The sequence below is a fragment of the Pseudomonas sp. GW823-FHT04A03 genome (genome assembly GCF_058796615.1).
In genome coordinates this window covers 90,868-116,191 of record NZ_JBXAIV010000005.1, presented here as the reverse complement: position 1 = coordinate 116,191, position 25,324 = coordinate 90,868, and the positions used below count along the sequence as shown (strand labels likewise).

Below are 25,324 nucleotides of genomic sequence, written 5' to 3'. Positions count from 1 at the left end.
TACGTCCTCAGACCGGCCGCCTATGAAACCATTCAACCCGCCCTGCCCTGTTTCCCATGAATAACCAGCGCCGACACGAAAGCCGCGTACCCAGCCAGGTTCAGCGATTGTTCCGGCAACTGGTGCGCGAGTGGGTGTGGATAAGTCTAGTGCTGTTGCCGCTGACTGCACTGCTTTCCTGGCGCGCGCAGATCAATTTGCATGACCCGGCGCCGTTGATGGGCGCGGGACTCTCGGTAGCCATGGTCGCGTGTGTACTTGGATTGCTGCTGTGGCGTCCGCGTCTGGCGCTCTGGCTGACATTGGGCGGAATTGCCTGCGTGCTGTTGACCAGTGCAGGCCTGGCTGAAATGCGGCGTTGGTGGTCGCCGACGCCTGCGGCGCTCGGCATGCTGTTCGGTTATCTGATCTGGAACTGGCGCCGCCTGAGTGTGGTGCTGACCTACTTCGGCTGGGAGCTGGCGCGGCTGGACAGTGAACCGAAAGTCTTTCCCGAACGGCGCCGGGCGCAGTTTCCCAGCGCCGATCGCTTGCAGGGGCAGATCATGGCGCTTGAGCAAGCCATGAGCCGTACCCGCGATACCCGCCGATTCATTGCCGACGGGCTGGAGTATCTGCCGGTCGCAACGCTGATCAGCGATCCACGGGGGCAAGTCTTGTTGGGCAATCGCAAGGCCCGGAGCCTGTTCGATCACAATCTGGTGGGTGAGGATGTGCTCGATCAACTGGCGAGCCTGGGCTATCCGGAGTTGTCCACAGAGTCACGCCCGCCGCTATCCGAGCTGCCTCTGCTGGAGTTTCGTGACCACAAGGAACGTAGCCTGCGCCTGGAGCGCGCCGCGTTGTTACCGGTCGATGGCGACCTGCCGATCGGCTGGCTCCTGAGTCTCACCGACCTGAGCGCCGAGCGCGCCGCCGAGGAACAGCGCGGTGTGTTGCTGCGCTTTCTGTCCCATGACCTGCGTGCCCCTCATTCGGCGATTCTTGCCCTGCTCGAGGTACACCGGCATCAGACGGGAACGGATTCGCCGCTGTTCGAACAGATTGAGCGCCAGGTACGTCGGGCGCTGGAGCTCACCGACGGCTTCGTTCTGCTGGCCCGGGCTGAATCCGAGGCGTATCAGTTTCAACCGAGCCTGTTCGGGATGCTGGTGATGGATGTGCTGGATCAGGCGCTGCCCATCGCCCAGCAAAAACGCATCGAGCTTTTGAGCGACATGGACGAACAATCACATGAGCGGCTGATTCTGGCCGATCAGGGCTTGTTGACCCGCGCACTGTTCAATCTGCTGGAAAATGCGATCAAGTACAGCCCTGCTGGATCCTCGGTTGATATGCGAGTCAGTTGCCACGACGACTGGATGCGTTGTGAACTGACCGATCAAGGCAAAGGCATCGCTGCAGAGGAACTGCCCGACCTGTTCAGCCAGTACCGGCGCTTTTCTTCTGCACAGGGCATCGACGGCGTGGGGCTGGGGTTGTCGATGGTCAAAGCCGTGGTGGATCACCATGGTGGCCGGATCGAGTGCCTGAGCGTGGTCGATCAAGGCACAACGTTCCGTCTGGAGCTGCCGCTGATCGCTGAAGAGCAGGCATAAAAAAACCGGCTATATCAGCCGGTTTCCTTACTTCCGAAAAAAACTTATGCACCTTTTACGGTGTTTTATCAGCTTCGGAAATATATAAGTAAATCAGTCACTTAATTTGATAATTGGGGACTTTGCGAACAAACCGTACACAGGTTATCCACAAATCTCAGACAGCGATCTGATCGTTCGCAGCCGGTGTCTCTGGGGCTGGGGGCAGGGAACCCATTTCCCGTTGGGTCTTCTCGTTCCACGCCTGCACCCGATCATTCAGATCGGCGATGGCGCGGGGGCCACTGCCCTCGGCGTACATCGGCTCACCAATCACCACAGTGATCACGCCGGACTTTTTACCCCAACCGATTTTCGGCCAGAACTTGCCGGCATTGTGTGCAATCGGCAGCACCGGGAGCGCCGCATTCACCGCCAATGCGCTGCCACTGCGGGAGAACTTGCCAATGGTGCCGTGCGGCACGCGAGTCCCTTCAGGGAAGATCAGCACCCAGACATTGTCCTTCAGCAGCTCGTCACCTTTCGCCGCAACCTGCTTGAGGGCGGCTTTCGGGTTGTCGCGGTCAATCGCGATCGGCCGCAGCATGGCCATCGCCCAGCCGAAGAACGGCACATACAGCAATTCGCGCTTGAGCACCTGGCTCAAGGGCGAGAAATAAGCGGAGAGAAAGAACGTCTCCCAGGTGCTCTGGTGGTTCGATTGAATCACGCAGGGCCGGTCAGGCACGTTTTCCGCGCCTTTGATTTCGTAACGGATACCGAGGAACACCTTGGTCAACCACAAGGCGCAACGGCACCAGTACACGTTGATAAAGCGATAGCGCGCCTTGAACGGCAGAAAGGGCGCGATAAAAAAGCTCAGGCTGCACCACAGCAAGGACGTGGTGCCCAGCAGCAGGTAAAAGAGGAAGATTCTGATGGCCTGCAGTATCGACATGGCGACGTTTACCGTTACGGGCAATGCCCGACTGTTCAAGCGCACTCCCGATCAATCCCTGGTCAGGAACTTCAGAAGCACTCTAGTTGTGGATAAGTTCTGCGGCAATCGCCGCGAGATCGTCAAAAATCAGGGTGCCCACCGGCAAGGTCTTGGCCTGAGTCTTTTCGCCTTTCCCGGTCTTTACCAAAACGGGCTGTGAATCGACGGCTTTGGCGGCCTCCAGGTCACCAAGGCTGTCGCCGACGAACCAGACATTCGTCAGCGAGACGTTGTAATGCTGCGCGATGGTTTTCAACATCCCCGGTTTCGGCTTGCGGCAGTCGCAACCTTCGTCCGGCCCATGCGGGCAATACACGATCAGCCCGACTTCACCGCCCTGCTCCGCCACCAGTTCGCGCAGGCGCGCGTGCATGGCATCGAGGGTGGCGAGGTCGTAGTAGCCGCGAGCAATGCCCGACTGGTTGGTGGCGACCGCCACCGTCCAGCCGGCCTTGCTCAACTGCGCAATCGCTTCGATCGAGCCGGGCAGCGGAATCCACTCCTCCACCGACTTGATGTAAGCGTCGGAGTCGTAATTGATCACTCCGTCCCGATCGAGAATCAGCAGTTTCAACAGCAATCCCTCAACCCAGCAGCGAAATGTCGGCAACGCCCAGGAACAGGCCACGCAGGCGCGCCAGCAGCGCGTAACGGTTGGCCCGTACATTGGCGTCTTCGGCATTGACCATCACCGCGTCGAAGAACGCGTCCACCGGCTCGCGCAGGGCGGCCAGACGTGCCAGCGATTCGTTGTACTGACGCGCCGCGGCCATTGGCTGTACAGCCTGGTCCGCCTGTTGGATCGCCGAGTACAGCGAGAACTCGTTGGCGTTGTCGAAGTACTTGGCCTGGACGTCGGTCGGCACCGAGCCTTCCACCTTGCTCAGCAGGTTCGACACACGCTTGTTCACCGCCGCCAGCGCTGCCGCTTCCGGCAGTTTGCGGAAGGCCTGAACCGCTTGCACACGCTGGTCGAAGTCCAGCGCCGAACCCGGCTTCAGGGCACGCACCGACAGGTAGGTGGCGACATCCACGCCTTCATCTTCGTAACGCGCACGCAGACGGTCGAAGATGAATTCCAGCACCGCGTCGTTCAGGCCGGCAGCCTTGACCTTGGCACCGAACGCATTCACGGCGAAAGCAACGGCGTCGTTGAGGTCCAGATCCAATTGTTTCTCGATCAGGATCCGCAGCACGCCCAGTGCCGCACGGCGCAGGGCATACGGGTCTTTGCTGCCGGTCGGCAGCATGCCGATGCCGAAGATGCCGACCAGGGTGTCGAGCTTGTCGGCGATGGCCACGGCCGCACCGGTCAGAGTGGCAGGCAGTTCAGCGCCGGCACCGCGCGGCATGTACTGCTCGTTCAGCGCCAGGGCGACGTCTTCCGGCTCGCCGTCATTGAGGGCGTAGTAGTAACCGGCGACACCTTGCATCTCCGGGAACTCGCCGACCATTTCGGTGGCCAGGTCGCACTTGGACAGCAGGCCTGCGCGGGCAGCCCACGAAGCGTTGCCGCCGATGCGTGCGGCGATGTACGCGGCAAGTTTCGATACGCGTTCGGCCTTGTCGTAGACGCTGCCGAGTTTTTCCTGGAACACCACGTTCTGCAGGCGATCGTTGAACGCTTCGAGCTTCTGCTTCTTGTCTTGCTTGAAGAAGAACTCGGCGTCGGTCAGACGTGGGCGAACCACTTTCTCGTTACCGGCGATGATCTGCTGCGGGTCTTTGGATTCGATGTTGGCCACAGTGATGAAACGCGGCAGCAACTTGCCGTCGGCATCCAGCAGGCAGAAGTACTTCTGGTTCTCCTGCATGGTGGTGATCAGTGCTTCCTGTGGCACGTCGAGGAAGCGCTCCTCGAACGAGCACACCAGCGGCACTGGCCACTCGACCAGTGCAGTCACTTCGTCGAGCAGCGCCGGTGGCACGATCGCGGTGCCTTCCTGGCGGGTCGCCAGCTCTTCGGTGCGCTTGCTGATGATTTCGCGACGCTCGTTGGCGTCGGCCAGCACGTACGCGGCACGCAGGTCGGCCAGGTAGCTCGATGGCGAACCGATGCGCACGCTTTCCGGGTGGTGGAAACGGTGGCCACGGGATTCACGGCCAGCCTTCTGCGCGAGGATCGTGCAGTCGATGACCTGGTCGCCGAGCAGCATCACCAGCCACTGGGTCGGACGCACGAACTCTTCCTTGCGCGCACCCCAACGCATGCGTTTCGGGATCGGCAAGTCGTTCAGCGAGTCTTCGACGATGGTCGGCAGCAGGCTGGCGGTCGGCTTGCCGGCAATGTTCTGGCTGTAGCGCAGTTTCGGACCGCTCTGGTCGATTTCGCTCAGCTCGACGCCGCACTTCTTGGCAAAGCCCAGTGCCGCTTGAGTCGGGTTGCCTTCGGCGTCGAACGCGGCCTGACGTGGCGGGCCGTCGAGGTTGATGCTGCGATCCGGCTGCTGGGTGGCCAGCGCGGTGATCAGCACAGCCAGACGACGCGGCGCGGCGTAGACGGTTTTGGTCTCGTAATTCAGGCCGGCCGCTTGCAGGCCCTTGTCGATACCGGCCAGGAACGCTTCGGCCAGGGTGTTCAGGGCTTTGGGTGGCAGTTCTTCGGTGCCCAGTTCAACCAGAAAATCTTGAGCACTCATTGTGCAGCCTCCAGCTTGGCCAGTACTTCGTCACGCAGGTCCGGGGTTGCCATCGGGAAGCCCAGCTTGGCGCGGGCCAGCAGGTAGGCTTGGGCGACGGAACGCGCCAGGGTGCGAACGCGCAGAATGTATTGCTGACGTGCAGTCACCGAGATCGCCCGGCGCGCGTCCAGCAGGTTGAAGGTGTGCGAAGCCTTCAGGACCATTTCGTAGCTTGGCAACGGCAGCGGCTGGTCGAGTTCGATCAGGCGCTTGGCTTCGCTTTCATAGAAGTCGAACAGTTCGAACAGCTTGTCGACGTTGGCGTGTTCGAAGTTGTAGGTGGACTGCTCCACTTCGTTCTGGTGGAACACGTCGCCGTAGGTCACTTTGCCGAACGGACCGTCAGCCCAGACCAGGTCGTAGACCGAGTCCACGCCCTGCAGGTACATGGCCAGACGCTCGAGACCGTAGGTGATCTCGCCGGTCACCGGGTAGCACTCGATACCGCCCGCCTGCTGGAAGTAAGTGAACTGGGTCACTTCCATGCCGTTCAGCCAGACTTCCCAGCCCAGACCCCAGGCGCCGAGGGTCGGCGATTCCCAGTTGTCTTCGACGAAGCGGATGTCGTGGACCAGCGGGTCTAGGCCGACATGCTTGAGGGAGCCCAGGTACAGCTCCTGGAAGTTGTCCGGGTTCGGCTTCAGGACTACCTGGAACTGGTAGTAGTGCTGCAGACGGTTCGGGTTTTCGCCATAACGGCCGTCAGTCGGACGGCGGCTTGGCTGCACGTAAGCGGCGTTCCAGGTTTCCGGGCCGATGGCGCGCAGGAATGTCGCGGTGTGGAAAGTGCCGGCGCCTACTTCCATATCGTAGGGCTGAAGTACCACACAACCTTGCTCGGCCCAGTATTGCTGGAGCGCGAGGATCAAGTCTTGGAAGGTACGCACGGCTGGCGTAGGCTGGCTCACGAAATTCACCTGTTTCTTGGGCTGCGATTTAAAGAGCGGGAGTATACCCGATTCAGTCGCACCTCCACCCCCTGGAGCCTTATGCCACGCTGCTTTTGGTGCAACGAAGATCCGCTGTACATGGCTTACCACGATCAGGAGTGGGGTACGCCGCTACGCGATGCGCAGGGTTTGTTCGAGTTGCTTTTGCTCGAAGGGTTCCAGGCCGGGCTTTCATGGATCACCGTGCTGCGCAAGCGCGAGCGATATCGCGAGGTGTTGTTCGGCTTCGATGTACAGCGCGTGGCGCAGATGAGCGACGCGGAAATCGATGAATTGATGCTCGATCCGGGGATCATACGCAACCGCCTCAAGCTCAATGCCGCCCGACGCAACGCCCAGGCGTGGCTGGCGCTGGAAGACCCGGTGGCCTTCCTCTGGTCGTTTGTGGATAACCGGCCGGTGATCAATCATTTCAAGGATCGCAGCGAAGTCCCGGCCATCACCCCGCAGGCCGTGGCCATGAGCAAAGGCCTGAAAAAGGCCGGTTTTACCTTCGTCGGCCCGACCATCTGCTACGCGCTGATGCAGGCTTCGGGCATGGTCATGGACCACACTCAGGACTGCGACCGCTACGCGCAGCTGGTCAACGCCGGTTAGAATGGCCGCCTCGCGCACAGCACAAGATCAGGAGTGACCTGTGGAAAAGTTTAAAGGCGCCATGCTGGTTGGCGCTCTGCGGCTGTTTGCCTTGCTTCCGTGGCGGGCCGTGCAGGCCGTGGGTTCGGCGATCGGCTGGATCATGTGGAAAACCCCCAACCGTTCCCGCGACGTGGTGCGGATCAACTTGGCCAAATGTTTTCCACAGATGGACCCGGCCGAACGTGAACGTCTGGTCGGCCAGACCTTGAAAGACATCGGCAAGTCCCTGACCGAAAGCGCCTGCGCCTGGATCTGGCCGGCTCAGCGTTCCATCGACCTGGTGCGCGAAGTCGAAGGGCTCGAGGTGCTGAAAGAAGCGCTGGCTTCGGGCAAGGGCGTGGTCGGCATCACCAGCCACCTGGGCAACTGGGAAGTGCTCAACCATTTCTATTGCAGCCAGTGCAAACCGATCATTTTCTACCGGCCGCCAAAGCTCAAGGCTGTGGATGAATTGCTGCGCAAACAGCGCGTGCAACTGGGCAACAAAGTCGCCGCGTCGACCAAGGAAGGCATCCTCAGTGTCATCAAGGAAGTGCGCAAGGGCGGTCAGGTGGGGATTCCAGCGGACCCGGAACCGGCCGAATCCGCCGGGATCTTCGTGCCGTTTTTCGCCACTCAGGCCCTGACCAGCAAGTTCGTGCCGAACATGCTCGCCGGTGGCAAAGCCGTCGGGGTGTTCCTGCATGCGCTGCGTCTACCGGACGGTTCAGGCTACAAGGTGATACTGGAAGCCGCGCCGGAAGCCATGTACAGCACAGACACCGAAACCTCCTGCGCAGCGATGAGTCAGGTGGTCGAGCGTTATGTGGCGGCTTATCCGAGCCAGTACATGTGGAGCATGAAGCGCTTCAAGAAGCGTCCGCCGGGTGAGGCGCGCTGGTACTGATCGGCGATGTGCAATTGTGGATAACCTGTCAAAACGGGTTATCCACAGTCGTTACGGCTTCTGCCGGTCCAGCTTCTTCAGAAACACCGTCATTTCCTTCTCCGCCTGCTTGTCGCCATGGGCCCGGGCCGCTTCCAGCCCTTGCTCCCACGCCTGCCGTGCGGACGCCACGTCACCCAGCGCCAAATGCGCCTTGCCCAACAGTTTCCACGCCGCCGAGTATTTCGGATCGAAGCCGACACACCGCTGCAAATGCTCGGCTGCCGTCGCGTTCTCCCCCAGATCCAGATAACCCTTGCCGAGGCCGAAACGCAGCAGCGAGTTATCCACACCCTTGGCGAGCATTTTTTCCAGGGATTCGATCATCGGTCTCGCCTCTTGGTCGGTCAGAAGAAACTCAGGCCCACGTGGAACAGCTTCTCCACATCGCGAATATGCTTTTTATCCACAAGGAACAGGATCACATGGTCGCCTGCTGCGATCACCGTGTCGTCGTGGGCAATGATTACTTCTTCATCGCGGATGATCGCGCCGATGGTGGTGCCTGGCGGCAGTGCAATGTTTTCGATGGCCTTGCCGATCACCTTGCTCGACTTCGAATCGCCATGGGCCACCGCTTCGATGGCCTCCGCCGCGCCCCGGCGCAATGAATGCACGCTGACGATATCGCCGCGCCGCACGTGGGCCAGCAAGGTGCCGATGGTCGCCAGTTGCGGGCTGATGGCGATGTCGATGTCGCCGCCCTGGATCAGGTCGACGTAGGCCGGGTTATTGATGATCGTCATCACCTTCTTCGCGCCCAGACGCTTGGCCAGCAGCGACGACATGATGTTGGCTTCGTCATCGTTGGTCAGCGCGAGGAAGATGTCCGCGTCTGCAATGTTTTCTTCCAGCAGCAAGTCGCGATCCGACGCGCTGCCCTGCAGCACCACGGTGCTGTCGAGGGTGTCGGAGAGATAGCGGCAGCGCGCCGGGTTCATCTCGATGATCTTCACCTGATAGCGGCTTTCGATGGCCTCGGCCAGCCGCTCGCCGATCTGCCCGCCGCCAGCGATGACGATGCGCTTGTAGGTTTCGTCGAGACGGCGCATTTCGCTCATGACGGCGCGAATGTTCTCACGGGCGGCGATGAAGAAGACTTCGTCGTCGGCCTCGATCACCGTATCGCCCTGGGGAAGAATCGGTCGGTCACGACGGAAAATCGCGGCCACTCGGGTTTCCACATTCGGCATGTGCTCGCGCAACTGGCGCAGTTGCTGACCCACCAGTGGCCCACCGTAGTAGGCGCGCACCGCGACGAGTTGTGCCTGGCCTTCGGCGAAATCGATCACCTGCAAGGCGCCGGGATGCTGGATCAAACGCTTGATGTAGTTGGTGACGACCTGCTCGGGACTGATCAGCACGTCGACCGGAATTGCCTCGTTCTGGAACAGTTGCTCCTCGCGGGTCAGGTACGACGCTTCGCGCACCCGGGCAATCTTGGTCGGGGTGTGGAACAGAGTGTGGGCGACCTGGCAGGCGACCATGTTGGTCTCGTCGCTGTTGGTCACCGCCACCAGCATGTCGGCGTCGTCGGCACCGGCCTGACGCAGAATGTTCGGCAACGAGCCACGGCCCTGCACGGTACGAATGTCGAGGCGGTCGCCAAGATCGCGCAGACGGTCGCCGTCAGTGTCGACCACCGTGATGTCGTTGGCCTCGCTGGCCAGATGTTCAGCCAGCGAACCGCCGACCTGTCCCGCACCGAGGATGATGATTTTCATCCAGTCACTCCATTGAATCCGTTTAGCCGCGCGCGGCAGCGATCTTGATCAGCTTGGCGTAGTAGAACCCGTCATGCCCGCCCTGCTGGGCCAGCAATTGGCGACCATGGGGCTGCTTGATCCCGGCGGCGGTGGCCAGATCCAGCTCCCGGGCACCCGGTGTACGCTCAAGGAACGCGGCGATCACTTCGGTGTTCTCGGTCGGCAAGGTCGAGCAGGTGGCGTAGAGCAGAATGCCGCCCACTTCGAGGGTTTTCCACATCGCGTCGAGCAACTCGCCTTGCAGTTGCGCGAGGGCCACGATGTCGTCGGCCTGACGGGTCAGCTTGATGTCCGGGTGACGGCGGATCACGCCGGTGGCCGAGCACGGCGCGTCGAGCAGGATGCGCTGGAACGGTTTGCCGTCCCACCACGCTGTCGTGTCGCGACCATCGGCGGCGATCAGTTCGGCGTTCAGACCGAGGCGTTCGAGGTTTTCCTTCACCCGCACCAGACGCTTGGCTTCCAGATCCACCGCGACCACGCCGGCCAGTGCCGGTTCGGCTTCGAGGATGTGGCACGTCTTGCCGCCCGGCGCACAGCAGGCGTCCAGCACTCGCTGGCCCGGCGCGAGGTCGAGCAAGTCGGCGGCCAGTTGCGCAGCTTCGTCCTGCACGCTGATCCAGCCTTCGGCGAAACCCGGCAGGCTGCGCACGTCGGCAGCGGCCTCCAGCACGATACCGTCGCGGCTGAAGGTGCACGGCTGCGCGGCGATTCCCGCTTCAGTCAGCAGACCGAGGTAGGCATCGCGGCTGTGATGACGGCGGTTGACTCGCAGGATCATCGGCGGATGCGCGTTGTTGGCTTCGCAGATGGCTTCCCATTGCTCAGGCCAGAAGGCCTTCAGGGATTTTTGCAGCCAGCGCGGGTGGGCGGTGCGCACCACCGGATCGCGCTCCAGTTCGGCGAAGATCGCCTCGTGTTCGCGCTGGGCATTGCGCAGCACGGCGTTGAGCAAGCCTTTGGCCCACGGCTTTTTCAGCTTGTCAGCGCAACCGACGGTTTCGCCAATGGCGGCGTGCGGCGGGACGCGGGTGTAGAGCAGTTGATAGAGACCGACCAGCAGCAATGCCTCGACATCGGCGTCCGCAGCCTTGAACGGCTTCTGCAGCAGTTTTTCCGCCAGCGCCGACAAACGTGGCTGCCAACGGGCGGTGCCGAACGCCAGGTCCTGGGTGAAACCGCGGTCGCGATCCTCGACCTTGTCCAGTTGCGTCGGCAGGGAGCTGTTGAGCGAAGCCTTGCCGCTCAGGACGGCGGCGAGTGCCTTGGCGGCGGCCAGACGCGGGTTCATTGCGCGTCCACCGCTGCGCCCAGCACGGTGCCGGTGGCGAATTTCTCACGACGGCTGTTGAACAGATCGCTGAAGTTCAGCGCCTTGCCGCCGGGCAATTGCAGGCGAGTCAGGCACAGCGCCTGTTCGCCACAGGCGACGAGCAGGCCGTCCTTGCTGGCGCTGAGGATGGTGCCCGGTGCGCCTTTGCCTTCGGCCAGTGTCGCCGCCAGGACTTTCAGCGCTTCGCCGTTAAGCGTGCTGTGGGTGATCGGCCATGGATTGAAAGCGCGGACCAGACGTTCCAGCTCAACGGCCGGACGGCTCCAGTCGATGCGTGCTTCGTCTTTGTTCAGTTTGTGCGCGTAGGTGGCGAGTTCGTCGTTCTGCACTTCGCCTTCCAGGGTGCCAGCGGCCAGGCCGGCAATCGCTTGCACGACGGCTGGCGGGCCCATTTCGGCGAGGCGATCGTGGAGGCTGCCGCCGGTGTCTTCGGCGCTGATCGGGGTCACGACTTTAAGCAGCATCGGCCCGGTATCAAGGCCGGCTTCCATGCGCATCACGGTCACGCCGCTCTCGGCGTCGCCCGCTTCCACGGCGCGCTGGATCGGCGCCGCACCGCGCCAGCGTGGCAGCAGCGAGGCGTGACTGTTGATGCAACCCAGGCGCGGAATATCCAGCACCGCTTGCGGCAGGATCAGGCCGTAGGCGACCACCACCATCAAATCCGGTTTCAGCGCAGCGAGCTCGGCCTGAGCGTCAGCGTTGCGCAGGGTCGGCGGCTGCAACACCTGGATATTGTTTTCCAGAGCGAGCTGTTTGACCGGGCTCGGCATCAGTTTTTGCCCACGACCGGCCGGGCGATCCGGTTGGGTGTAGACCGCAACGATCTCGTAAGGGCTGTCCAGCAGGGCCTTGAGGTGTTCGGCGGCGAATTCCGGGGTGCCGGCAAAAACGATGCGCAATGGCTCAGTCATGGGGGGAGTCTCATAAAAAGAAAAAGGCTTGCCGCAGCAAGCCTTTGGAGAGGGGCATCAAGCGTTCTGGCGGTGCTGCTTTTCCAGTTTCTTCTTGATCCGGTCGCGTTTGAGCGTGGACAGGTAATCGACGAACAACTTGCCGTTGAGGTGGTCGCATTCGTGCTGGATGCACACCGCGAGCAGGCCTTCGGCGATCAGTTCGTAAGGCTTGCCGTCACGGTCCAGAGCCTTGATCTTGACCTTCTGCGGGCGGTCGACGTTTTCGTAGAAACCCGGCACCGAGAGGCAGCCTTCCTGGTATTGCTCCATTTCGTCGGTCAGCGATTCGAACTCGGGGTTGATGAACACCCGCGGTTCGGTGCGGTCTTCGGAAAGGTCCATCACGACGATACGTTTGTGCACGTTGACCTGGGTCGCGGCAAGGCCGATGCCCGGCGCTTCATACATTGTTTCAAACATGTCATCGACCAGCTGACGCACTTCGTCGTCCACTACAGCCACAGGTTTGGCGATAGTGCGCAGACGCGGGTCCGGAAATTCGAGGATGTTCAAAATGGCCATAAGCTTGATTGCTGCACGTGTGAGGTAAAGTCGGGCGATGGCCTGGCGGGTCCGAAGATGCAGGCTACCGTTGTGAAACGTAGCTCCTTGATTTTCAGCATAGAGCAGGGAGCGAGCCACGGGGGCTCTGGCGTTTCACGCGAACGCACATAATAAAGGGATTCACCGCATGAGGAAATCACTACTCGCCCTGCTGTTTCTGGCCTCGGCCGGCGCCGCGCACGGGCAAGTGCAACTCAAGGAAGGTTTTCCACAGCAATACACGGTGGTTTCGGGGGATACGCTCTGGGACATCTCCGGTAAATATTTGCGCGAACCCTGGCAGTGGCCGCAGCTGTGGCGGGCCAATCCGCAGATCGAAAACCCCAACCTGATCTACCCCGGCGACACGCTGACGCTCAGTTACGTCAATGGTCAGCCGCGCCTGACCGTCAATCGCGGCGAGTCGCGCGGCACCATCAAGTTGTCGCCACGCATCCGTACCAGTCCGGTAGCCGAGGCGATTCCGAGCATTCCGCTCAAATCCATCAACAGCTTTCTGCTGAGCAACCGCATCGTCGACAAGGTCGAGGACTTCGACAAGGCGCCGTACATCGTCGCTGGCGATGCCGAACGGGTGCTCAGTGGCACCGGCGACCGGATCTTCGCCCGTGGCCATTTCGACCCAAACCAGCCGGTCTACGGCATCTTCCGCCAGGGCAAGGTCTACACCGATCCGCAGAGCAAGGAGTTTCTGGGGATTAACGCCGACGACATCGGCGGCGGTGAGATTGTCGCCACTGAAGGTGACGTCGCCACCCTCGCCCTGCAACGCACGACCCAGGAAGTGCGCCTCGGCGACCGCTTGTTCAGCGGCGAAGAGCGTTCGATCAACTCGACCTTCATGCCCAGCGCTCCCACCACCGACATCAACGGCCTGATCATCGATGTGCCGCGCGGCGTCACACAGATCGGCGCGATGGACGTGGTGACCCTGAACAAGGGCAAACGCGACGGCCTGGCCGAGGGCAACGTGCTTGTGGTGATGAAAACCGGGGAAACCGTGCGTGACCGGATCACCGGCCAGCCGCTGAAAATCCCGGATGAACGTGCCGGATTGCTGATGGTGTTCCGCACCTACGACAAACTCAGTTACGGCCTCGTGCTGAACGCATCGCGCTCGCTGGCGGTGCTGGACAAGGTGCGAAATCCTTAGCTGGCTTCACAAGTTACCAACAGAGTTATCCACAGCTTGTTCCGAAAGGTTCGGGCCTTATAACGATCAAGGATGATCCATGATGATGCCTGTCTCTCCGTCGGTTTCCCCGGCGGAACTGGAAGCGCGCCTGCGCCTGCACCGTTTGCCGGAAGTCGGTCCCAAGCGTTTCACCAAACTGCTCGAAGCCTTCGGCTGCGCCTCGAAGGCGATCAGCGCACCGGCCAGCGCCTGGCGCTCGTTAGGATTGCCGGCGGCCAGCGCCGAGGCCAGACGCTGCCCTGAAGTTCGCGACGGCGCCAGCCACGCATTGCGCTGGCTAGAGCGTCCGGGTCAACATTTGCTGATGTGGGATCACCCGGATTATCCGGCCTTGCTGGCGCAGATTCCCGACCCGCCGCCCTTGCTGTTCGTCGCTGGCGACCCACGGATTCTGGAAAAACCGCAACTGGCAATGGTCGGCAGTCGCCGCGCCTCTCGCCCGGGCATGGACACTGCCGCTGCGTTTTCCCGCAGCCTCGCGAGGGCCGGATTCGTCATCACCAGCGGCCTGGCGCTGGGCATCGATGCGGCGGCGCATCAAGCCGCTGTGGACGTCGGCGGGCAAACGGTCGGCGTGCTCGGTACCGGTCTGGAAAACTTTTATCCACAGCGCAACCGACGGCTGGCGGACGCGATGATTGCGTCCGGCAGTGCAGTGCTTTCGGAGTTCCCTCTGGACACCGGGCCGACGGCGAGCAACTTCCCCAGGCGCAACCGGATCATCAGCGGTTTGTCCCTTGGCGTGTTGGTGGTCGAGGCCAGCGTTGCCAGCGGTTCGCTCATTACTGCACGGCTGGCGGCGGAACAGGGGCGCGAGGTGTACGCCATTCCGGGCTCGATCCACCACCCCGGCGCCCGGGGCTGTCATCAGTTGATCCGTGACGGCGCCGTGCTGGTGGAAACCATCGAGCACATTCTCGAAGCCCTGCGCGGCTGGCAGCATCTGCCGGTTTCCACCGCCGCAGCGAATCCGGAGAACCCGTTGTTGAGCTTGCTGCACGCGGCGCCGCACACCAGCGAGGGCCTGGCCGACAGCAGTGGCTGGGCGCTGCCCAAAGTGCTGGCGGCACTCACAGAACTGGAGATGGATGGCCGCGCGGTGTGCGAAAACGGCCGCTGGTTTGCGCGCGTGAGCTAGGTTTTACATTGAAGATCGGTAAACTGCGCGAAACCTGTTTGCGGAGAGTTTTTCATGGTCAACAGTTGGCGTGTGCAACAAGCCGCACGAGAGATTCGCGCCGGGGCGGTGATTGCCTATCCAACCGAAGCCGTCTGGGGGCTGGGGTGCGATCCTTGGAATGAAGAAGCGGTGGATCGTCTGCTGGCGATCAAGAACCGTTCGGTGGACAAGGGCTTGATCCTGGTCGCCGACAACATTCGTCAGTTCGATTTCCTGTTCGAGGATTTCCCCCAGGACTGGATCGACCGCATGGCCAGCACCTGGCCAGGGCCGAACACCTGGCTGGTGCCGCATCAGAACCTGTTGCCGGAGTGGGTGACCGGGGTGCATGACACCGTGGCGCTGCGGGTCAGCGATCATCCGCAGGTGCGGGATCTGTGCTCGCTGGTAGGGCCGTTGATTTCCACGTCGGCCAATCCGCAGGGGCGGCCGGCGGCGAAGAGTCGCTTGCGGGTCGAGCAATATTTCCGAGGCCAGGTCGATCTGGTACTCGGCGGAGCGCTTGGCGGTCGCAAGAACCCGAGCCTCATTCGGGATCTGGCCACCGGCAATATCGTGCGCCCGGCCTGATATCACCCTTGGTTAATCATGTGAGTACTCCTCGGCTTTCATGGCGAGGAGTACTACGCGTGCCTGCGACTTTTCCTTCATTTAGCTGAATTTATAGCCCCGCGTTTTGTTTGAATTTTTCCTTTCTACGTCAGATGAATCTTTAAGTATTCAATTGTTGTAATTTTTCCGACGTTATTCTCAGAAGCCACACAGTGGCGATTTTTCTAAAACCATTCATTATTTCAATGCGCTCAGAAAACTTCGAAAAGTTAACGGCTGCGGAGAAGAAATGGATATCAGGGATTCGCAATTAACGGATTATCTGCAAGAGATTCAGACGACCTTTAAAAGGCGTCATGAAAACTATCGCGTCGTTATTCTTGAAGCAGGATCAGACACACGAGAGTTTGAACGGTTTGTTTCCCGTCATTTTCGGCTGCGATTGCAGCACTACATGTTGACACCCAGAGCCAGGTCTCTTGAAACACGCCTGGCGATTATTTCGCGCAGTACCCACTTTTTGTTGTATCAGCACGACAGGCCCACGGCCGTATTGAGAGTGACCCCTGCGCCGTTCGAATGGGCCTCACTGGCGCAGCAGCAACTGTCTCCCGCCACGACGCTGTCGCGCCATGTCGAGTTCAGCCGCTTGATCAGCCACTCGCAGAATCAGTTCCCCATGTCGATCAACGGCCTGCTGGCGGCTGCCACGGAATGGGCGGTCACGCGGGGTTATGAGGGCGTTACCGCGCTCTGCCGATCACCACAGCGGCGACTGTTCCAGCGCTTCGGCCTGACGCCCATCACCACCGACGCCCTGCGCATCGAACAACGCCAACGCGGCGATTACTGGCTGCTCTCGGCTCAATGGCAGCAAATCCTCACAGCACTTCAACAGTCTGCCCACCTGCTCGCCAACCCATTGGAGAACCCAGTAGATGAACTCGCCTCTCAGTTTTGAACAACAATTAAGCCTGCTCGATGAGCGAATCGAAAAGTCATGGGCCGATATTCTGGAAAGTTCGCGGCTGGTGAATGCCATCCGCGAAGGTAGCGTTTCAAAAGCCTTATATGCGATCTACATGATCCAGACTTTTCACTACACGGCGCACAATGCGCGAAATCAAGGACTGGTGGGTGTTAGACATGCGGATAATCCGGTGTATGCCAAGTTCTGTTTTGAACATGCGGCACAGGAAGTCGGTCATGAAAAAATGGCACTGCATGATGTCATGAGTCTAGGTTTAAAGAATGAAATTTTCGATATTCCGCCAGCACTTCCGACCACCGATGTGCTGATCGCGTACTTATACTGGATTTCCTTTACCGGTAACCCCCTACAACGGCTTGGTTATAGTTATTGGGCAGAAAATGCCTACCAGTTCATTACTCCTCTCATTGATAGCCTGAGTGAAACACTGGCGCTCAAACCCGCTCAACTGACTTTCTTCATTGCGCATTCCGACATAGACATCGAGCACTTCAACGAAATCAAAGTCATGTTGCAGCGCACCTGCAAGCGTCAGGAAGACTGGGATGCGATAGCCACTGTGATGGAAACCAGCCTGCGCCTGACCGGCAACATGCTCGAGGCGGTTTATGAGCAGTTCGAGGCCTGGCAAAACGGGCTAGCGCCCCGTTATGACTTCCTCCATGCGCTGGACAACCAATGAAGGCCGCCCGCCCATGTCCAGATCAGAAGGCTGGGGGCAGACATGGCTGATTATTTTGACCGGCTCAACTACACGCTGGGGGATGAGGACACCGCACTTGAGTACGCGATCCTGCCCAGAAGTGCCAGGCACGTGCTGGGTATCGCCGGATGCGGCGGCCGGCTTTTGCCGCTGCTGGCCGCCGCCCCGGCACGCATGACCTGTACCGATATCAGCGCGCCGCAACTGGCGTTGACCCGATTGCGTTTTGCCCTGCTGGAACAGACCGATCACGAGTCGTTCATGGCGTTCATGGGCTATCGGATGGAAAGTATGCGGGCGCGACGCCGCACCATTTTCCAGCAACTGGTTTTACCGTCGGCGGATCGTCAGTGGCTGTCGGCGTTCTTCCAGTCCCGACGTTGGGAAGCGCCGATTTACATGGGCGCATTCGAGCAGACCCTGAAGCGGTTGGCGAAGATCACTGGACTGTTTACCGGCAAGGCCGGTCGGGGCATTTTTCAGTTCAGTCAGCTTGATGAACAAACGGAATATTACCGAAACCGCTTTCCCCTCAAGCGCTGGAAAGCCGTGATCGCTTTGCTGGGAAACGCAGCAGTCCTCAATTCGCTGTTGTACAAGGGCGCGTTTCCACCCAACAACCTGGGGATCAGTTCCCGCGCGGCGTATCTGGAAATTTTCCATACGTTGTTCACCACTCAGGTGGTCCGCGAGAGCTTTTTCCTGCAAATGCTGTTTTTCGGTGAGCTGCGTTATCCACAAGGCTTTCCGCTGGAGTGCGATCCGGCAATTTTCCAGCGGGCCCATGAGGGACTTCAGCAGTGCGAGTTACGCGTGGTGCAGACCGACATCCTCGACTGCGCTGCCGGGGAAACCGCCATCGATTTTGTATCGCTGTCGGACGTGCCTTCTTTCATGCCCGAAGTTGCCGGCAAGAACGTTTTGCAGCGCCTGGCCCCGGCCCTGGCAGAAAACGCACAAGTGGTCATGCGGGGGCATTTGCATGTGGTGCGACCCGATTGCGCAGGTTTCTGCGATATCACCCAGCACTACCAGGCAGACATTGCGCGAGAAAAAACCCAGCTCTGGCATGTCCAGGTTTATCGCCGCACACCCTCTTTGCAGGTATCCCGATGAACACTTTTCAACCGACCGTCAATTGGGTCAAAAACCGTGTCCGGCAAGCGCGTGATGATCAGCAACAGCTATTCGATGCCGGGCTCAATGGTCTGAAACTGGCTAAACGTGAAGGCAAAGAGATCGAACTCGAAAGCGGCGAGCGGCTGACCGAGTTCCTCTCGTGTTCTTATCTGGGGCTGGAGTGTGATCCTCGCTTGATCCAAGGAGCGGTGAGCGCCGCGGAGTCTTTCGGCGTGCAGTTCGCCGCCGCACGAACCCGGGCGCTGTTGCCACCCATGCGTGAGCTGGATGAACTGCTGAACCGGATATTTCAGGGGCATTCGGTAACCTTCAACTCCGTGGGCAGTGCGCACCTCGGTTGTCTGCCGCTGCTCGGCTCCGGTGAGATGCCCTCGTATCCCGTGCGTCGTGGCCCCTGCTGGATTGTCGATCGTGCCGCTCATGCTTCGATGCAAGTGCTGCAAGGCATTCTCTGGCAATTCGGCCCGATTCAGCGCCGCGATTGCAGCGATGTAGAGCAGGTGGAGGAAGCGTGCTCAACGGCGGTCGCGGCGGGTAATACGCCCATCATCCTGACCGACAGCATTGGTTCGATGCGTGGTGTTTACCCGATCAACCGGCTGCTGCAACTGGCGGAGCGTTTCGACGGTTATCTCTATGCGGATGACGCCCACGGTACCTCGATCCATGGCGTGGCCGGAGGTGGTTACGCGCTGGACGCGGCGGAAGAACGACAGCGTGGCCGGCTGATCCTGCTGTCGTCGTTGTCCAAGGCGTTCGGCGCAACCGGCGGGGCGATCACTGTGCGCACCGAAGCGGATGCCGAGATGATTAGGCGCCATGCATCGACCTACACGTTTGGCGGACCATTGTCCGTTGGCGGGGTGGGCGCGGCAGTCGCTTCGGGGAAAATCCATTTGTCGCCGGAGCTGGGTCAATTGCAGGTGGCGCTGTGGCGAAACATCGCCACGATCGACCGTTTGCTGGGGCCAGTGCTGGGCAATCATCACGTCGCGTCCCCCATTCGTTTTGTCCGCGTCGGGGCCGAGAGAGATGCGATCAGCCTGGCGCAGCATATGCGCCGGCAGGGTACGGCGGTCACTACCGCGCTGTTTCCGGTGGTGGCCAAGGGCGAGGCGATTTTGCGTCTGGCCATCAGCGCGAGCCACAGTCAGCACCAGTTGGAGTCTCTGGCGAACGCCGTCCGTAGCGGATTCGATGAGCTGGGCATTCGTCAGGGAGGGCGCGGCCATGAGCAATGAACTCGTCACGGATGTATCGGCCGAGGCCTTCGTACGAAAATTGGCTCACGCCCGTTCTCTGCCGTGGTTCCGTGCGCTGTATCCGCGAATCCTGGAAGTACAGAACTTGTCCGATCTGCATCGGCTGCCGGTTCTGGCGGTGGAAGACGGTTCCGGCGGCGGGCTGTTTTCCGCGCTCGGTGAAGCTTCACATCGAGCGCCGGGCGGCGGACTGACCCTGACCTCGGGAGGCAGCACCGGCAATCGCAAACAGATCAGCCATTCCTGGGCGTTCAACGCTGCAATCGTGCCCTTGGGGGCACGGATGTTCGGTGCGACGGACGAACGCCCTGAGGTGGTCATCAACTGCCTGACGGCCGGGGAAATGCAGGGTGCCTTTCAATACGCGTCGGCCATCGTCCAGCAAATTGGCGCACGCCTGTTGCCTGCCGGTTCACAGATGGGCGTGCAACGCGTTGCTGAGCTGATTGAGGCACACAAGGTGGATGCGTTGATATGCACACCCTCCTTCGCCGCCGCGTTGTTCAACCATAAAGAAGTCGGCGCCATGCAATTGGGCAGCCTGAAGTGGCTTTATTACATTGGAGAACCCTGCAGCAAAACGCTGCGCGGCCAGTTGGCCCGGGACTGGCCGATGCTCAACATTCGCTCGTTGGGCTACAGCTCGACGGAGACCGGCCCCATCGGTTTTCAATGTGCCCATCTGGAGCACGGTTTTTATCACCTGCATGCCGACGCCATGCTGCTCGAAGTGGTTGATCCACTGACCCTCCAAGCTGTGGCTGAAGAGCAACCCGGTGAGTTCCTGCTGACGCCACTGCTGCCCGATCACGTGCCGCTGTTGCGCTACCGGATCGGGGATCGTGGGCGAATCCTGCGCACAGTGACGAAGTGTGCCTGTGGCAGTTCCATGCCGGTGCTGGCGCTTGAGGGGCGGGTCGAGACATCGATCAAACTGGGTGGCGCGCTCATCACACAGTCACAGGTATTGCAGGTACTCCGGCAGCTTTTGCCGCCATTGCAGGCCACCGATGTCCAGGTGCAGATTGATCGACGGCCCGAGGGGGCACGCATGCGTCTGGTCCTCGCCGAGGACGCACTGACAGCCGACACACGAAGCGTCATTGAAGAAGCGTTGCAGTTCGAAGGACAGGCCAGCGCATTGCTCAGGTTGCCCGGTGTGCTGGGGCTGGAAGTGAAGCGTCTTGCTCGTCAGAAATTCGAAACCACCCTGACCGGCAAGACGCCGTTTTTTGTGACGCTGGAACAGACCCCGGCACCGTCATGAAGATGGGCCGAGGTCATCGGTGGTCAGGGCAGCAGGACAGTGGAGCCCGTGGTGCGCCGCGCCGACAGCTCGGTCTGCGCCTTCGCCGCGTCAGCCAGTGGATAACGCTGGCTGATATCCACTTTCAGCTTGCCGCTGGTGATCATCCCGAACAGTTCGTCGGCCATGCGCTGCAGGTTTTCGGCGTTGTTGGCGTAGGTCGCCAGGGTCGGCCGGGTGACGTAGAGCGAACCTTTCGCCGCCAGAATCCCCAGGTTCACGCCGTCCACCGCCCCCGACGCATTGCCGAAGCTCACCAGCAGGCCACGGGGTGCCACGCTGTCCAGCGAAGCCGGCCAGGTGTCCTTGCCGACGCCGTCGTAGACCACCGGGACTTTTTTCCCGTCGGTCAATTCCAGCACCCGTTGGGCGACGTTTTCGTGGCTGTAGTCGATGGTTTCCCAGGCGCCATGGGCCTTGGCCAGATCGGCTTTGGCTTTCGAGCTGACGGTGCCGATCAGCTTCACGCCCAGGGCTCTGGCCCATTGGCAGGCGAGCAAACCGACGCCCCCGGCCGCTGCGTGGAACAGAATGGTTTCGCCACCCTTGAGTTCGTAGGTCTGGCGCAGCAGGTACTGCACGGTCAGGCCCTTGAGCATCACGCCGGCGGCGGTTTCGAAGCTGATGGCGTCCGGCAGGTGCACCAGATTCGCTTCCGGCAGGACGTGGACGTCGCTGTATGCACCCAGCGGACCGCTGCCATAAGCTACGCGGTCACCGACCTTGAACCGGGTGACCTCGCTGCCAACGGCCTCGACAATACCGGCGCCTTCCGCACCCACGCCCGACGGCAACGCCGGTGGCGCGTACAGGCCGCTGCGGTAGTAGGTGTCGATGAAGTTCAGGCCGATGGCCTTGTTGCTCACGCGAACCTGCTGCGGACCGGGTTCGGCCGGTTGATAGTCAACGTACTCGAGCACTTCGGGGCCGCCGTGGGCGCGGAACTGGATTCGCTTGGCCATCTGCCTACTCCTTGGGTCATTTGGGAAGGTCCCTATCGAACGCTCATGCTTGATCTTCGTCAACTGCGGCGTGCCGGTTTGCGATGGTATGCTACGCGCCCATTTGCGCGGGGCGCCGCGCAGTTCCGCCCGATCCAAGGTGAAGCCATGACGACCCGCACCGACGCCGTAAAGGCCTATCTGCTCGACCTGCAAGACCGCATCTGCGCCGCGCTGGAAACTGAAGACGGCGGCACGCGCTTCGTCGAAGACGCCTGGACCCGTCCGGCCGGCGGTGGCGGTCGGACCCGGGTGATCGAGAACGGCACGGTGATCGAAAAGGGCGGCGTCAACTTTTCCCACGTCTTCGGCAGTGGCCTGCCACCGTCTGCCAGCGCCCATCGGCCGGAACTGGCCGGGCGTGGTTTCGAAGCCCTTGGCGTGTCGCTGGTGATCCACCCGCACAACCCGCATGTGCCGACGTCCCACGCCAACGTGCGCTTTTTCATCGCCGAGAAGGAAGGTGAAGAACCGGTCTGGTGGTTCGGCGGTGGCTTCGACCTGACCCCGTACTATGGCAACGAAGAAGACTGCATCCACTGGCACCGCGTTGCCGAACAGGCTTGCGCGCCGTTCGGCCCGGACGTCTACCCGCGCTACAAGGCCTGGTGCGACACCTACTTCCACATCAAGCATCGCCACGAGCCGCGCGGCATCGGTGGCCTGTTCTTCGATGACCTGAACGAGTGGGATTTCGACACCAGTTTCGCCTTCATGCGCGCCATCGGCGATGCGTACATCGACGCTTACCTGCCGATCGTGCAGCGCCGCAAGAACGACGCCTTCACCGCCAAGCAGCGCGAGTTCCAGGAATTCCGTCGCGGCCGCTACGTCGAGTTCAACCTGGTTTACGACCGTGGCACCCTGTTCGGCCTGCAATCGGGCGGGCGCACCGAGTCGATCCTGATGTCGCTGCCGCCGCAAGTGCGCTGGGCCTACGACTGGAAAGCCGAGCCGGGCAGCGAAGAAGCGCGCCTGACCGAGTACTTCCTGCAAGATCGCGACTGGCTGGCCCAGGCCTGAGGATTTCCGATGGATCGTTACGTTGTTTTCGGTAACCCGATCGGCCACAGCAAGTCGCCGATGATTCACAAACTGTTCGCCGAACAGACCGGGCAAAGCCTCGACTACAGCACCCTGCTGGCGCCGCTCGAGGACTTTTCCGGCTGCGCCACGGCGTTTTTCCAGGAAGGTCGCGGCGCCAACGTGACCGTGCCGTTCAAGGAAGATGCCTATCGCCTGGCCAACAGCCTGACCGCCCGCGCCGAACGCGCGGGTGCGGTGAACACCCTGAGCAAACTGGCCGACGGCAGCCTGCTCGGCGATAACACCGACGGCGCAGGGCTGGTGCGGGATCTGACGGTCAACGCCGGCTTCAGCCTCACCGGCAAACGCATTCTGCTGCTCGGCGCCGGTGGTGCGGTGCGCGGTGCGCTGGAGCCGTTGCTGGCGAAAAAGCCGGCCTCGGTGATCATCGCCAACCGCACAGTGGACAAGGCCGAGCTGCTGGCCGAACTGTTCTGTGATCTGGGACCGGTGTCGGCCAGTGGTTACGACTGGTTGCGCGAGCCAGTGGACGTGATCATCAACGCCACCTCCGCCAGCCTCACCGGCGACGTGCCGCCGATTGCGCCAAGCCTGATCGAACCTGGCAAGACTCTGTGCTACGACATGATGTACGGCAAGGAACCGACCGCGTTCTGCCGCTGGGCCAGCGAGCACGGCGCAGGTGTGGTGATGGATGGCTTGGGCATGTTGGCCGAGCAGGCGGCCGAAGCCTTCTTCCTGTGGCGCGGTGTGCGCCCGGACACGGCGCCGGTTCTGGCGGAATTGCGTCGGCAGTTGGCGGAATAAACCCTGTGGGAGCGAGCTTGCTCGCGATGACGTCGCCAGATCCAGCATCAATGTGACAGACAGAACGCCATCGCGAGCAAGCTCGCTCCCACAATGGTTTTATTATTCAATCTTCGAAGCGGATCGGACATTTCTCCGGCCCTTCGAGCTTGCGCAACTCCTCCACCACCTGCGGTCGCGCCTGACGCAAGGTCAGGCTGCGATCCTGGCGCAGCAGGCGCCGCGCTTCCTGATGGAGCATTTCCACGCCTGAATAGTCGATGAAGTTGATCTGTTGCGCCTCGATCACCACTCGCGCGCCGTGCATCCGTTGCAGGCGTACTTGCAGGTAGTGGCTGGCGCCGAAAAAGATCGACCCGCCGACCCGCAGCACATCGTCTTCGCCATCGCGCCAGTGCTGCACCCTCGGTTGCGAAGTGCGTTTGAGGTAGAAAAACAGCGAGGCCAGCACGCCGGCATAGATCGCTGTCTGCAACTCAAGCAGCAACGTGGCGACGCAGGTCAGGCTCATCACCACGAATTCCGCCCGGCTGACCCGCAGCAACGCGCGAATGCCGCGATGATCCACCAGTCCCCAGGCGATCAGCAGAATGCTGCCGGCCATGGCCGGAATCGGAATGTGCGCGATCAGCCCGGCACCGAAAATCGCGAACAACGCCACCCACAATGCCGAAAACACTCCGGCGAGCGGCGAACAGGCCCCGGCCTCGTAGCTCAGCCCGGAACGGGTGAACGAGCCGGCGGACAACGATCCTGAAAAGAACGCCCCGACAATGTTCGAAAGGCCCTGCGCGCGGACTTCCTGATTGGCATCGAGCAACTGTTGCGAGCGCGCGGAAATCGAACGGGCAATCGACAGGCTGGTGACCAGCCCGAGCATGCCCACCGCCACGGCACTGGGCAGCAGGCGCAGGATCAGGTCCATATCCAGCGGCAATCCACTGAACGGCGGCAAGCGCCCGACAAACGCGCTGACCAATTGAACATGACCGAACATCGCCGGCCACAGCCACACCACCAGACTGCCGAGGACCAAGGTCATCAACAGCGTTGGCCAACGCGGTAACCATTGTTTGAGCAACGCACCGACCACCACCGTGGCCACACCAAGGACCAGCGACGGTTTATCCACAGCCCCGAGATGACGCAGCAGATCCATCAGACTTGCGAGCGCCGTGGCCTTGGCCGGCAGATCCAGCCCCAGCAGATTCGGCAATTGACCGATGGCAATCACCACAGCCGCGCCGAGGGTGAAACCCAGCACCACGGAGTGTGAGACGAAATTCACCAGCGCGCCGAAGCGCAACAGGCCGAGCAGCCACTGGAAAATCCCGGCGAGGAAGGTCAGCAGCAGGATCAGGGTGATGTAGTCCTGCGACGCAGGCACGGCCAGCGGACTGACACTGGCGAACAGCACAATCGAAATCGCTGCGGTCGGGCCGCAGATCAGATGCCACGACGAGCCCCACAGGCAGGCGATCAATACCGGAACGATCGCGGCGTAGAGCCCGTATTCCGGTGGGAGACCGGCAATCAGCGCGTAGGCAATCGACTGGGGCAACGCGAGAATCGCCCCGCTGAGGCCGACGACCAGGTCCCGCCCGACGCTGGCACGGGTCTGCCGGGGCAGCCAGGTCAGGAAGGGGAAAAGTGAGCGACGGCTGGGGAGGGCCATGGATCCTCTCGGGTGAAATTTTGCGCATTGTACGCAGCCCGGGACGCGGAGCGTCCATTGCGGCATTCCCACGC

General features: G+C 61.2%; 24 protein-coding genes. 13 read left to right on the top strand and 11 right to left on the bottom strand.

Features of this window, described 5'->3' with window-relative positions:
- The first annotated feature begins 56 nt into the window (after window positions 1-56).
- On the top strand, window positions 57-1,598 hold the full coding sequence (locus tag AC1Q9F_RS15430) for a sensor histidine kinase (protein WP_492620297.1): 1,542 nt from the start codon (window positions 57-59) through the stop codon (window positions 1,596-1,598).
- Between the two features lie 157 nt (window positions 1,599-1,755).
- On the opposite strand, the gene AC1Q9F_RS15425 is transcribed toward AC1Q9F_RS15430, so the two are convergent.
- The 4 genes from AC1Q9F_RS15425 to glyQ form a co-directional block, all read right to left on the bottom strand.
- Complete coding sequence (locus AC1Q9F_RS15425; protein ID WP_492620298.1) at window positions 1,756-2,535, bottom strand: lysophospholipid acyltransferase family protein; 780 nt, start codon at window positions 2,533-2,535, stop codon at window positions 1,756-1,758.
- A gap of 82 nt (window positions 2,536-2,617) precedes the next feature.
- Complete coding sequence (gene gmhB, locus AC1Q9F_RS15420; protein WP_162831792.1) at window positions 2,618-3,157, bottom strand: D-glycero-beta-D-manno-heptose 1,7-bisphosphate 7-phosphatase; 540 nt, start codon at window positions 3,155-3,157, stop codon at window positions 2,618-2,620.
- A 4-nt stretch (window positions 3,158-3,161) separates the two neighbouring features.
- Window positions 3,162-5,216 carry a glycine--tRNA ligase subunit beta gene (gene glyS / locus AC1Q9F_RS15415; RefSeq protein ID WP_492620299.1) on the bottom strand — a complete coding sequence of 685 codons (2,055 nt, stop codon included), beginning with the start codon at window positions 5,214-5,216 and terminating at the stop codon, window positions 3,162-3,164.
- Complete coding sequence (gene glyQ / locus AC1Q9F_RS15410; RefSeq protein ID WP_003187265.1) at window positions 5,213-6,166, bottom strand: glycine--tRNA ligase subunit alpha; 954 nt, start codon at window positions 6,164-6,166, stop codon at window positions 5,213-5,215. The genes glyS and glyQ overlap by 4 nt, the downstream gene beginning before the upstream one ends.
- Before the next feature lie 81 nt (window positions 6,167-6,247).
- Here glyQ and tag point away from each other — a divergent pair, with 81 nt between their 5' ends.
- Entirely contained in the window at window positions 6,248-6,805 is a 558-nt protein-coding gene (gene tag / locus AC1Q9F_RS15405) for a DNA-3-methyladenine glycosylase I (RefSeq protein WP_007954111.1), read from the top strand.
- 40 nt (window positions 6,806-6,845) lie between these two features.
- Complete coding sequence (locus AC1Q9F_RS15400) at window positions 6,846-7,733, top strand: lysophospholipid acyltransferase (RefSeq protein ID WP_064379631.1); 888 nt, start codon at window positions 6,846-6,848, stop codon at window positions 7,731-7,733.
- A gap of 51 nt (window positions 7,734-7,784) precedes the next feature.
- Here AC1Q9F_RS15400 and AC1Q9F_RS15395 read toward each other — a convergent pair whose 3' ends face one another.
- From AC1Q9F_RS15395 to def, 5 genes are read right to left on the bottom strand one after another with little or no spacing between them, the layout of a single operon-like run.
- The gene (locus AC1Q9F_RS15395) at window positions 7,785-8,099 is read right to left on the bottom strand and encodes a tetratricopeptide repeat protein (protein WP_492620300.1); all 315 of its coding nucleotides are present in this window, start codon (window positions 8,097-8,099) and stop codon (window positions 7,785-7,787) included.
- A gap of 20 nt (window positions 8,100-8,119) precedes the next feature.
- Window positions 8,120-9,496 (bottom strand): Trk system potassium transporter TrkA, encoded by a 1,377-nt coding sequence (trkA, locus tag AC1Q9F_RS15390; RefSeq protein WP_007954108.1) that lies wholly within the window; start codon window positions 9,494-9,496, stop codon window positions 8,120-8,122.
- A gap of 22 nt (window positions 9,497-9,518) precedes the next feature.
- Window positions 9,519-10,829 (bottom strand): 16S rRNA (cytosine(967)-C(5))-methyltransferase RsmB, encoded by a 1,311-nt coding sequence (gene rsmB / locus AC1Q9F_RS15385; RefSeq protein WP_492620301.1) that lies wholly within the window; start codon window positions 10,827-10,829, stop codon window positions 9,519-9,521.
- Window positions 10,826-11,785, bottom strand: a complete 960-nt coding sequence (gene fmt, locus AC1Q9F_RS15380; protein WP_492620302.1) for a methionyl-tRNA formyltransferase — start codon at window positions 11,783-11,785, stop codon at window positions 10,826-10,828. The genes rsmB and fmt overlap by 4 nt, the downstream gene beginning before the upstream one ends.
- A 57-nt stretch (window positions 11,786-11,842) precedes the next feature.
- Window positions 11,843-12,349, bottom strand: a complete 507-nt coding sequence (gene def / locus AC1Q9F_RS15375; protein WP_007954104.1) for a peptide deformylase — start codon at window positions 12,347-12,349, stop codon at window positions 11,843-11,845.
- Between the two features lie 169 nt (window positions 12,350-12,518).
- On the opposite strand from def, the gene AC1Q9F_RS15370 reads away from it, so the two are divergent.
- The 8 genes from AC1Q9F_RS15370 (at window position 12,519) to AC1Q9F_RS15335 (ending at window position 20,681) form a co-directional block, all read left to right on the top strand.
- On the top strand, window positions 12,519-13,544 hold the full coding sequence (locus AC1Q9F_RS15370; RefSeq protein WP_007954103.1) for a LysM peptidoglycan-binding domain-containing protein: 1,026 nt from the start codon (window positions 12,519-12,521) through the stop codon (window positions 13,542-13,544).
- Window positions 13,545-13,623: 79 nt separating this feature from the next.
- The gene (gene dprA / locus AC1Q9F_RS15365; protein WP_492620303.1) at window positions 13,624-14,724 is read left to right on the top strand and encodes a DNA-processing protein DprA; all 1,101 of its coding nucleotides are present in this window, start codon (window positions 13,624-13,626) and stop codon (window positions 14,722-14,724) included.
- Window positions 14,725-14,778: 54 nt separating this feature from the next.
- The gene (gene tsaC / locus AC1Q9F_RS15360) at window positions 14,779-15,336 is read left to right on the top strand and encodes an L-threonylcarbamoyladenylate synthase type 1 TsaC (protein ID WP_007954101.1); all 558 of its coding nucleotides are present in this window, start codon (window positions 14,779-14,781) and stop codon (window positions 15,334-15,336) included.
- 271 nt (window positions 15,337-15,607) lie between these two features.
- A complete protein-coding gene (locus AC1Q9F_RS15355; protein WP_492620304.1) occupies window positions 15,608-16,279 on the top strand; it encodes a hypothetical protein in 672 nt (223 codons plus the stop codon).
- Window positions 16,257-16,991, top strand: a complete 735-nt coding sequence (locus AC1Q9F_RS15350) for an iron-containing redox enzyme family protein (RefSeq protein ID WP_492620305.1) — start codon at window positions 16,257-16,259, stop codon at window positions 16,989-16,991. The genes AC1Q9F_RS15355 and AC1Q9F_RS15350 overlap by 23 nt, the downstream gene beginning before the upstream one ends.
- 42 nt (window positions 16,992-17,033) lie before the next feature.
- Complete coding sequence (locus AC1Q9F_RS15345) at window positions 17,034-18,128, top strand: DUF3419 family protein (protein WP_492620306.1); 1,095 nt, start codon at window positions 17,034-17,036, stop codon at window positions 18,126-18,128.
- The gene (locus AC1Q9F_RS15340) at window positions 18,125-19,393 is read left to right on the top strand and encodes an aminotransferase class I/II-fold pyridoxal phosphate-dependent enzyme (RefSeq protein WP_492620307.1); all 1,269 of its coding nucleotides are present in this window, start codon (window positions 18,125-18,127) and stop codon (window positions 19,391-19,393) included. The genes AC1Q9F_RS15345 and AC1Q9F_RS15340 overlap by 4 nt, the downstream gene beginning before the upstream one ends.
- On the top strand, window positions 19,350-20,681 hold the full coding sequence (locus AC1Q9F_RS15335; protein WP_492634784.1) for a phenylacetate--CoA ligase family protein: 1,332 nt from the start codon (window positions 19,350-19,352) through the stop codon (window positions 20,679-20,681). Before AC1Q9F_RS15340 ends, AC1Q9F_RS15335 begins: the two co-directional genes overlap by 44 nt.
- 23 nt (window positions 20,682-20,704) lie before the next feature.
- On the opposite strand, the gene AC1Q9F_RS15330 is transcribed toward AC1Q9F_RS15335, so the two are convergent.
- A complete protein-coding gene (locus AC1Q9F_RS15330; protein WP_433898796.1) occupies window positions 20,705-21,682 on the bottom strand; it encodes an NADPH:quinone reductase in 978 nt (325 codons plus the stop codon).
- A gap of 147 nt (window positions 21,683-21,829) precedes the next feature.
- On the opposite strand from AC1Q9F_RS15330, the gene hemF reads away from it, so the two are divergent.
- Window positions 21,830-22,744, top strand: a complete 915-nt coding sequence (gene hemF, locus AC1Q9F_RS15325) for an oxygen-dependent coproporphyrinogen oxidase (RefSeq protein WP_007954079.1) — start codon at window positions 21,830-21,832, stop codon at window positions 22,742-22,744.
- A 9-nt stretch (window positions 22,745-22,753) separates the two neighbouring features.
- Window positions 22,754-23,575: a shikimate dehydrogenase gene (aroE, locus tag AC1Q9F_RS15320; protein ID WP_492620309.1), complete on the top strand. Its 822-nt coding sequence runs from the start codon at window positions 22,754-22,756 to the stop codon at window positions 23,573-23,575.
- 106 nt (window positions 23,576-23,681) lie between these two features.
- Here the strand turns inward: aroE and AC1Q9F_RS15315 are convergent, their stop codons facing one another.
- The gene (locus AC1Q9F_RS15315) at window positions 23,682-25,250 is read right to left on the bottom strand and encodes a SulP family inorganic anion transporter (protein ID WP_192562967.1); all 1,569 of its coding nucleotides are present in this window, start codon (window positions 25,248-25,250) and stop codon (window positions 23,682-23,684) included.
- Between the last annotated feature and the right edge of the window lie 74 nt (window positions 25,251-25,324).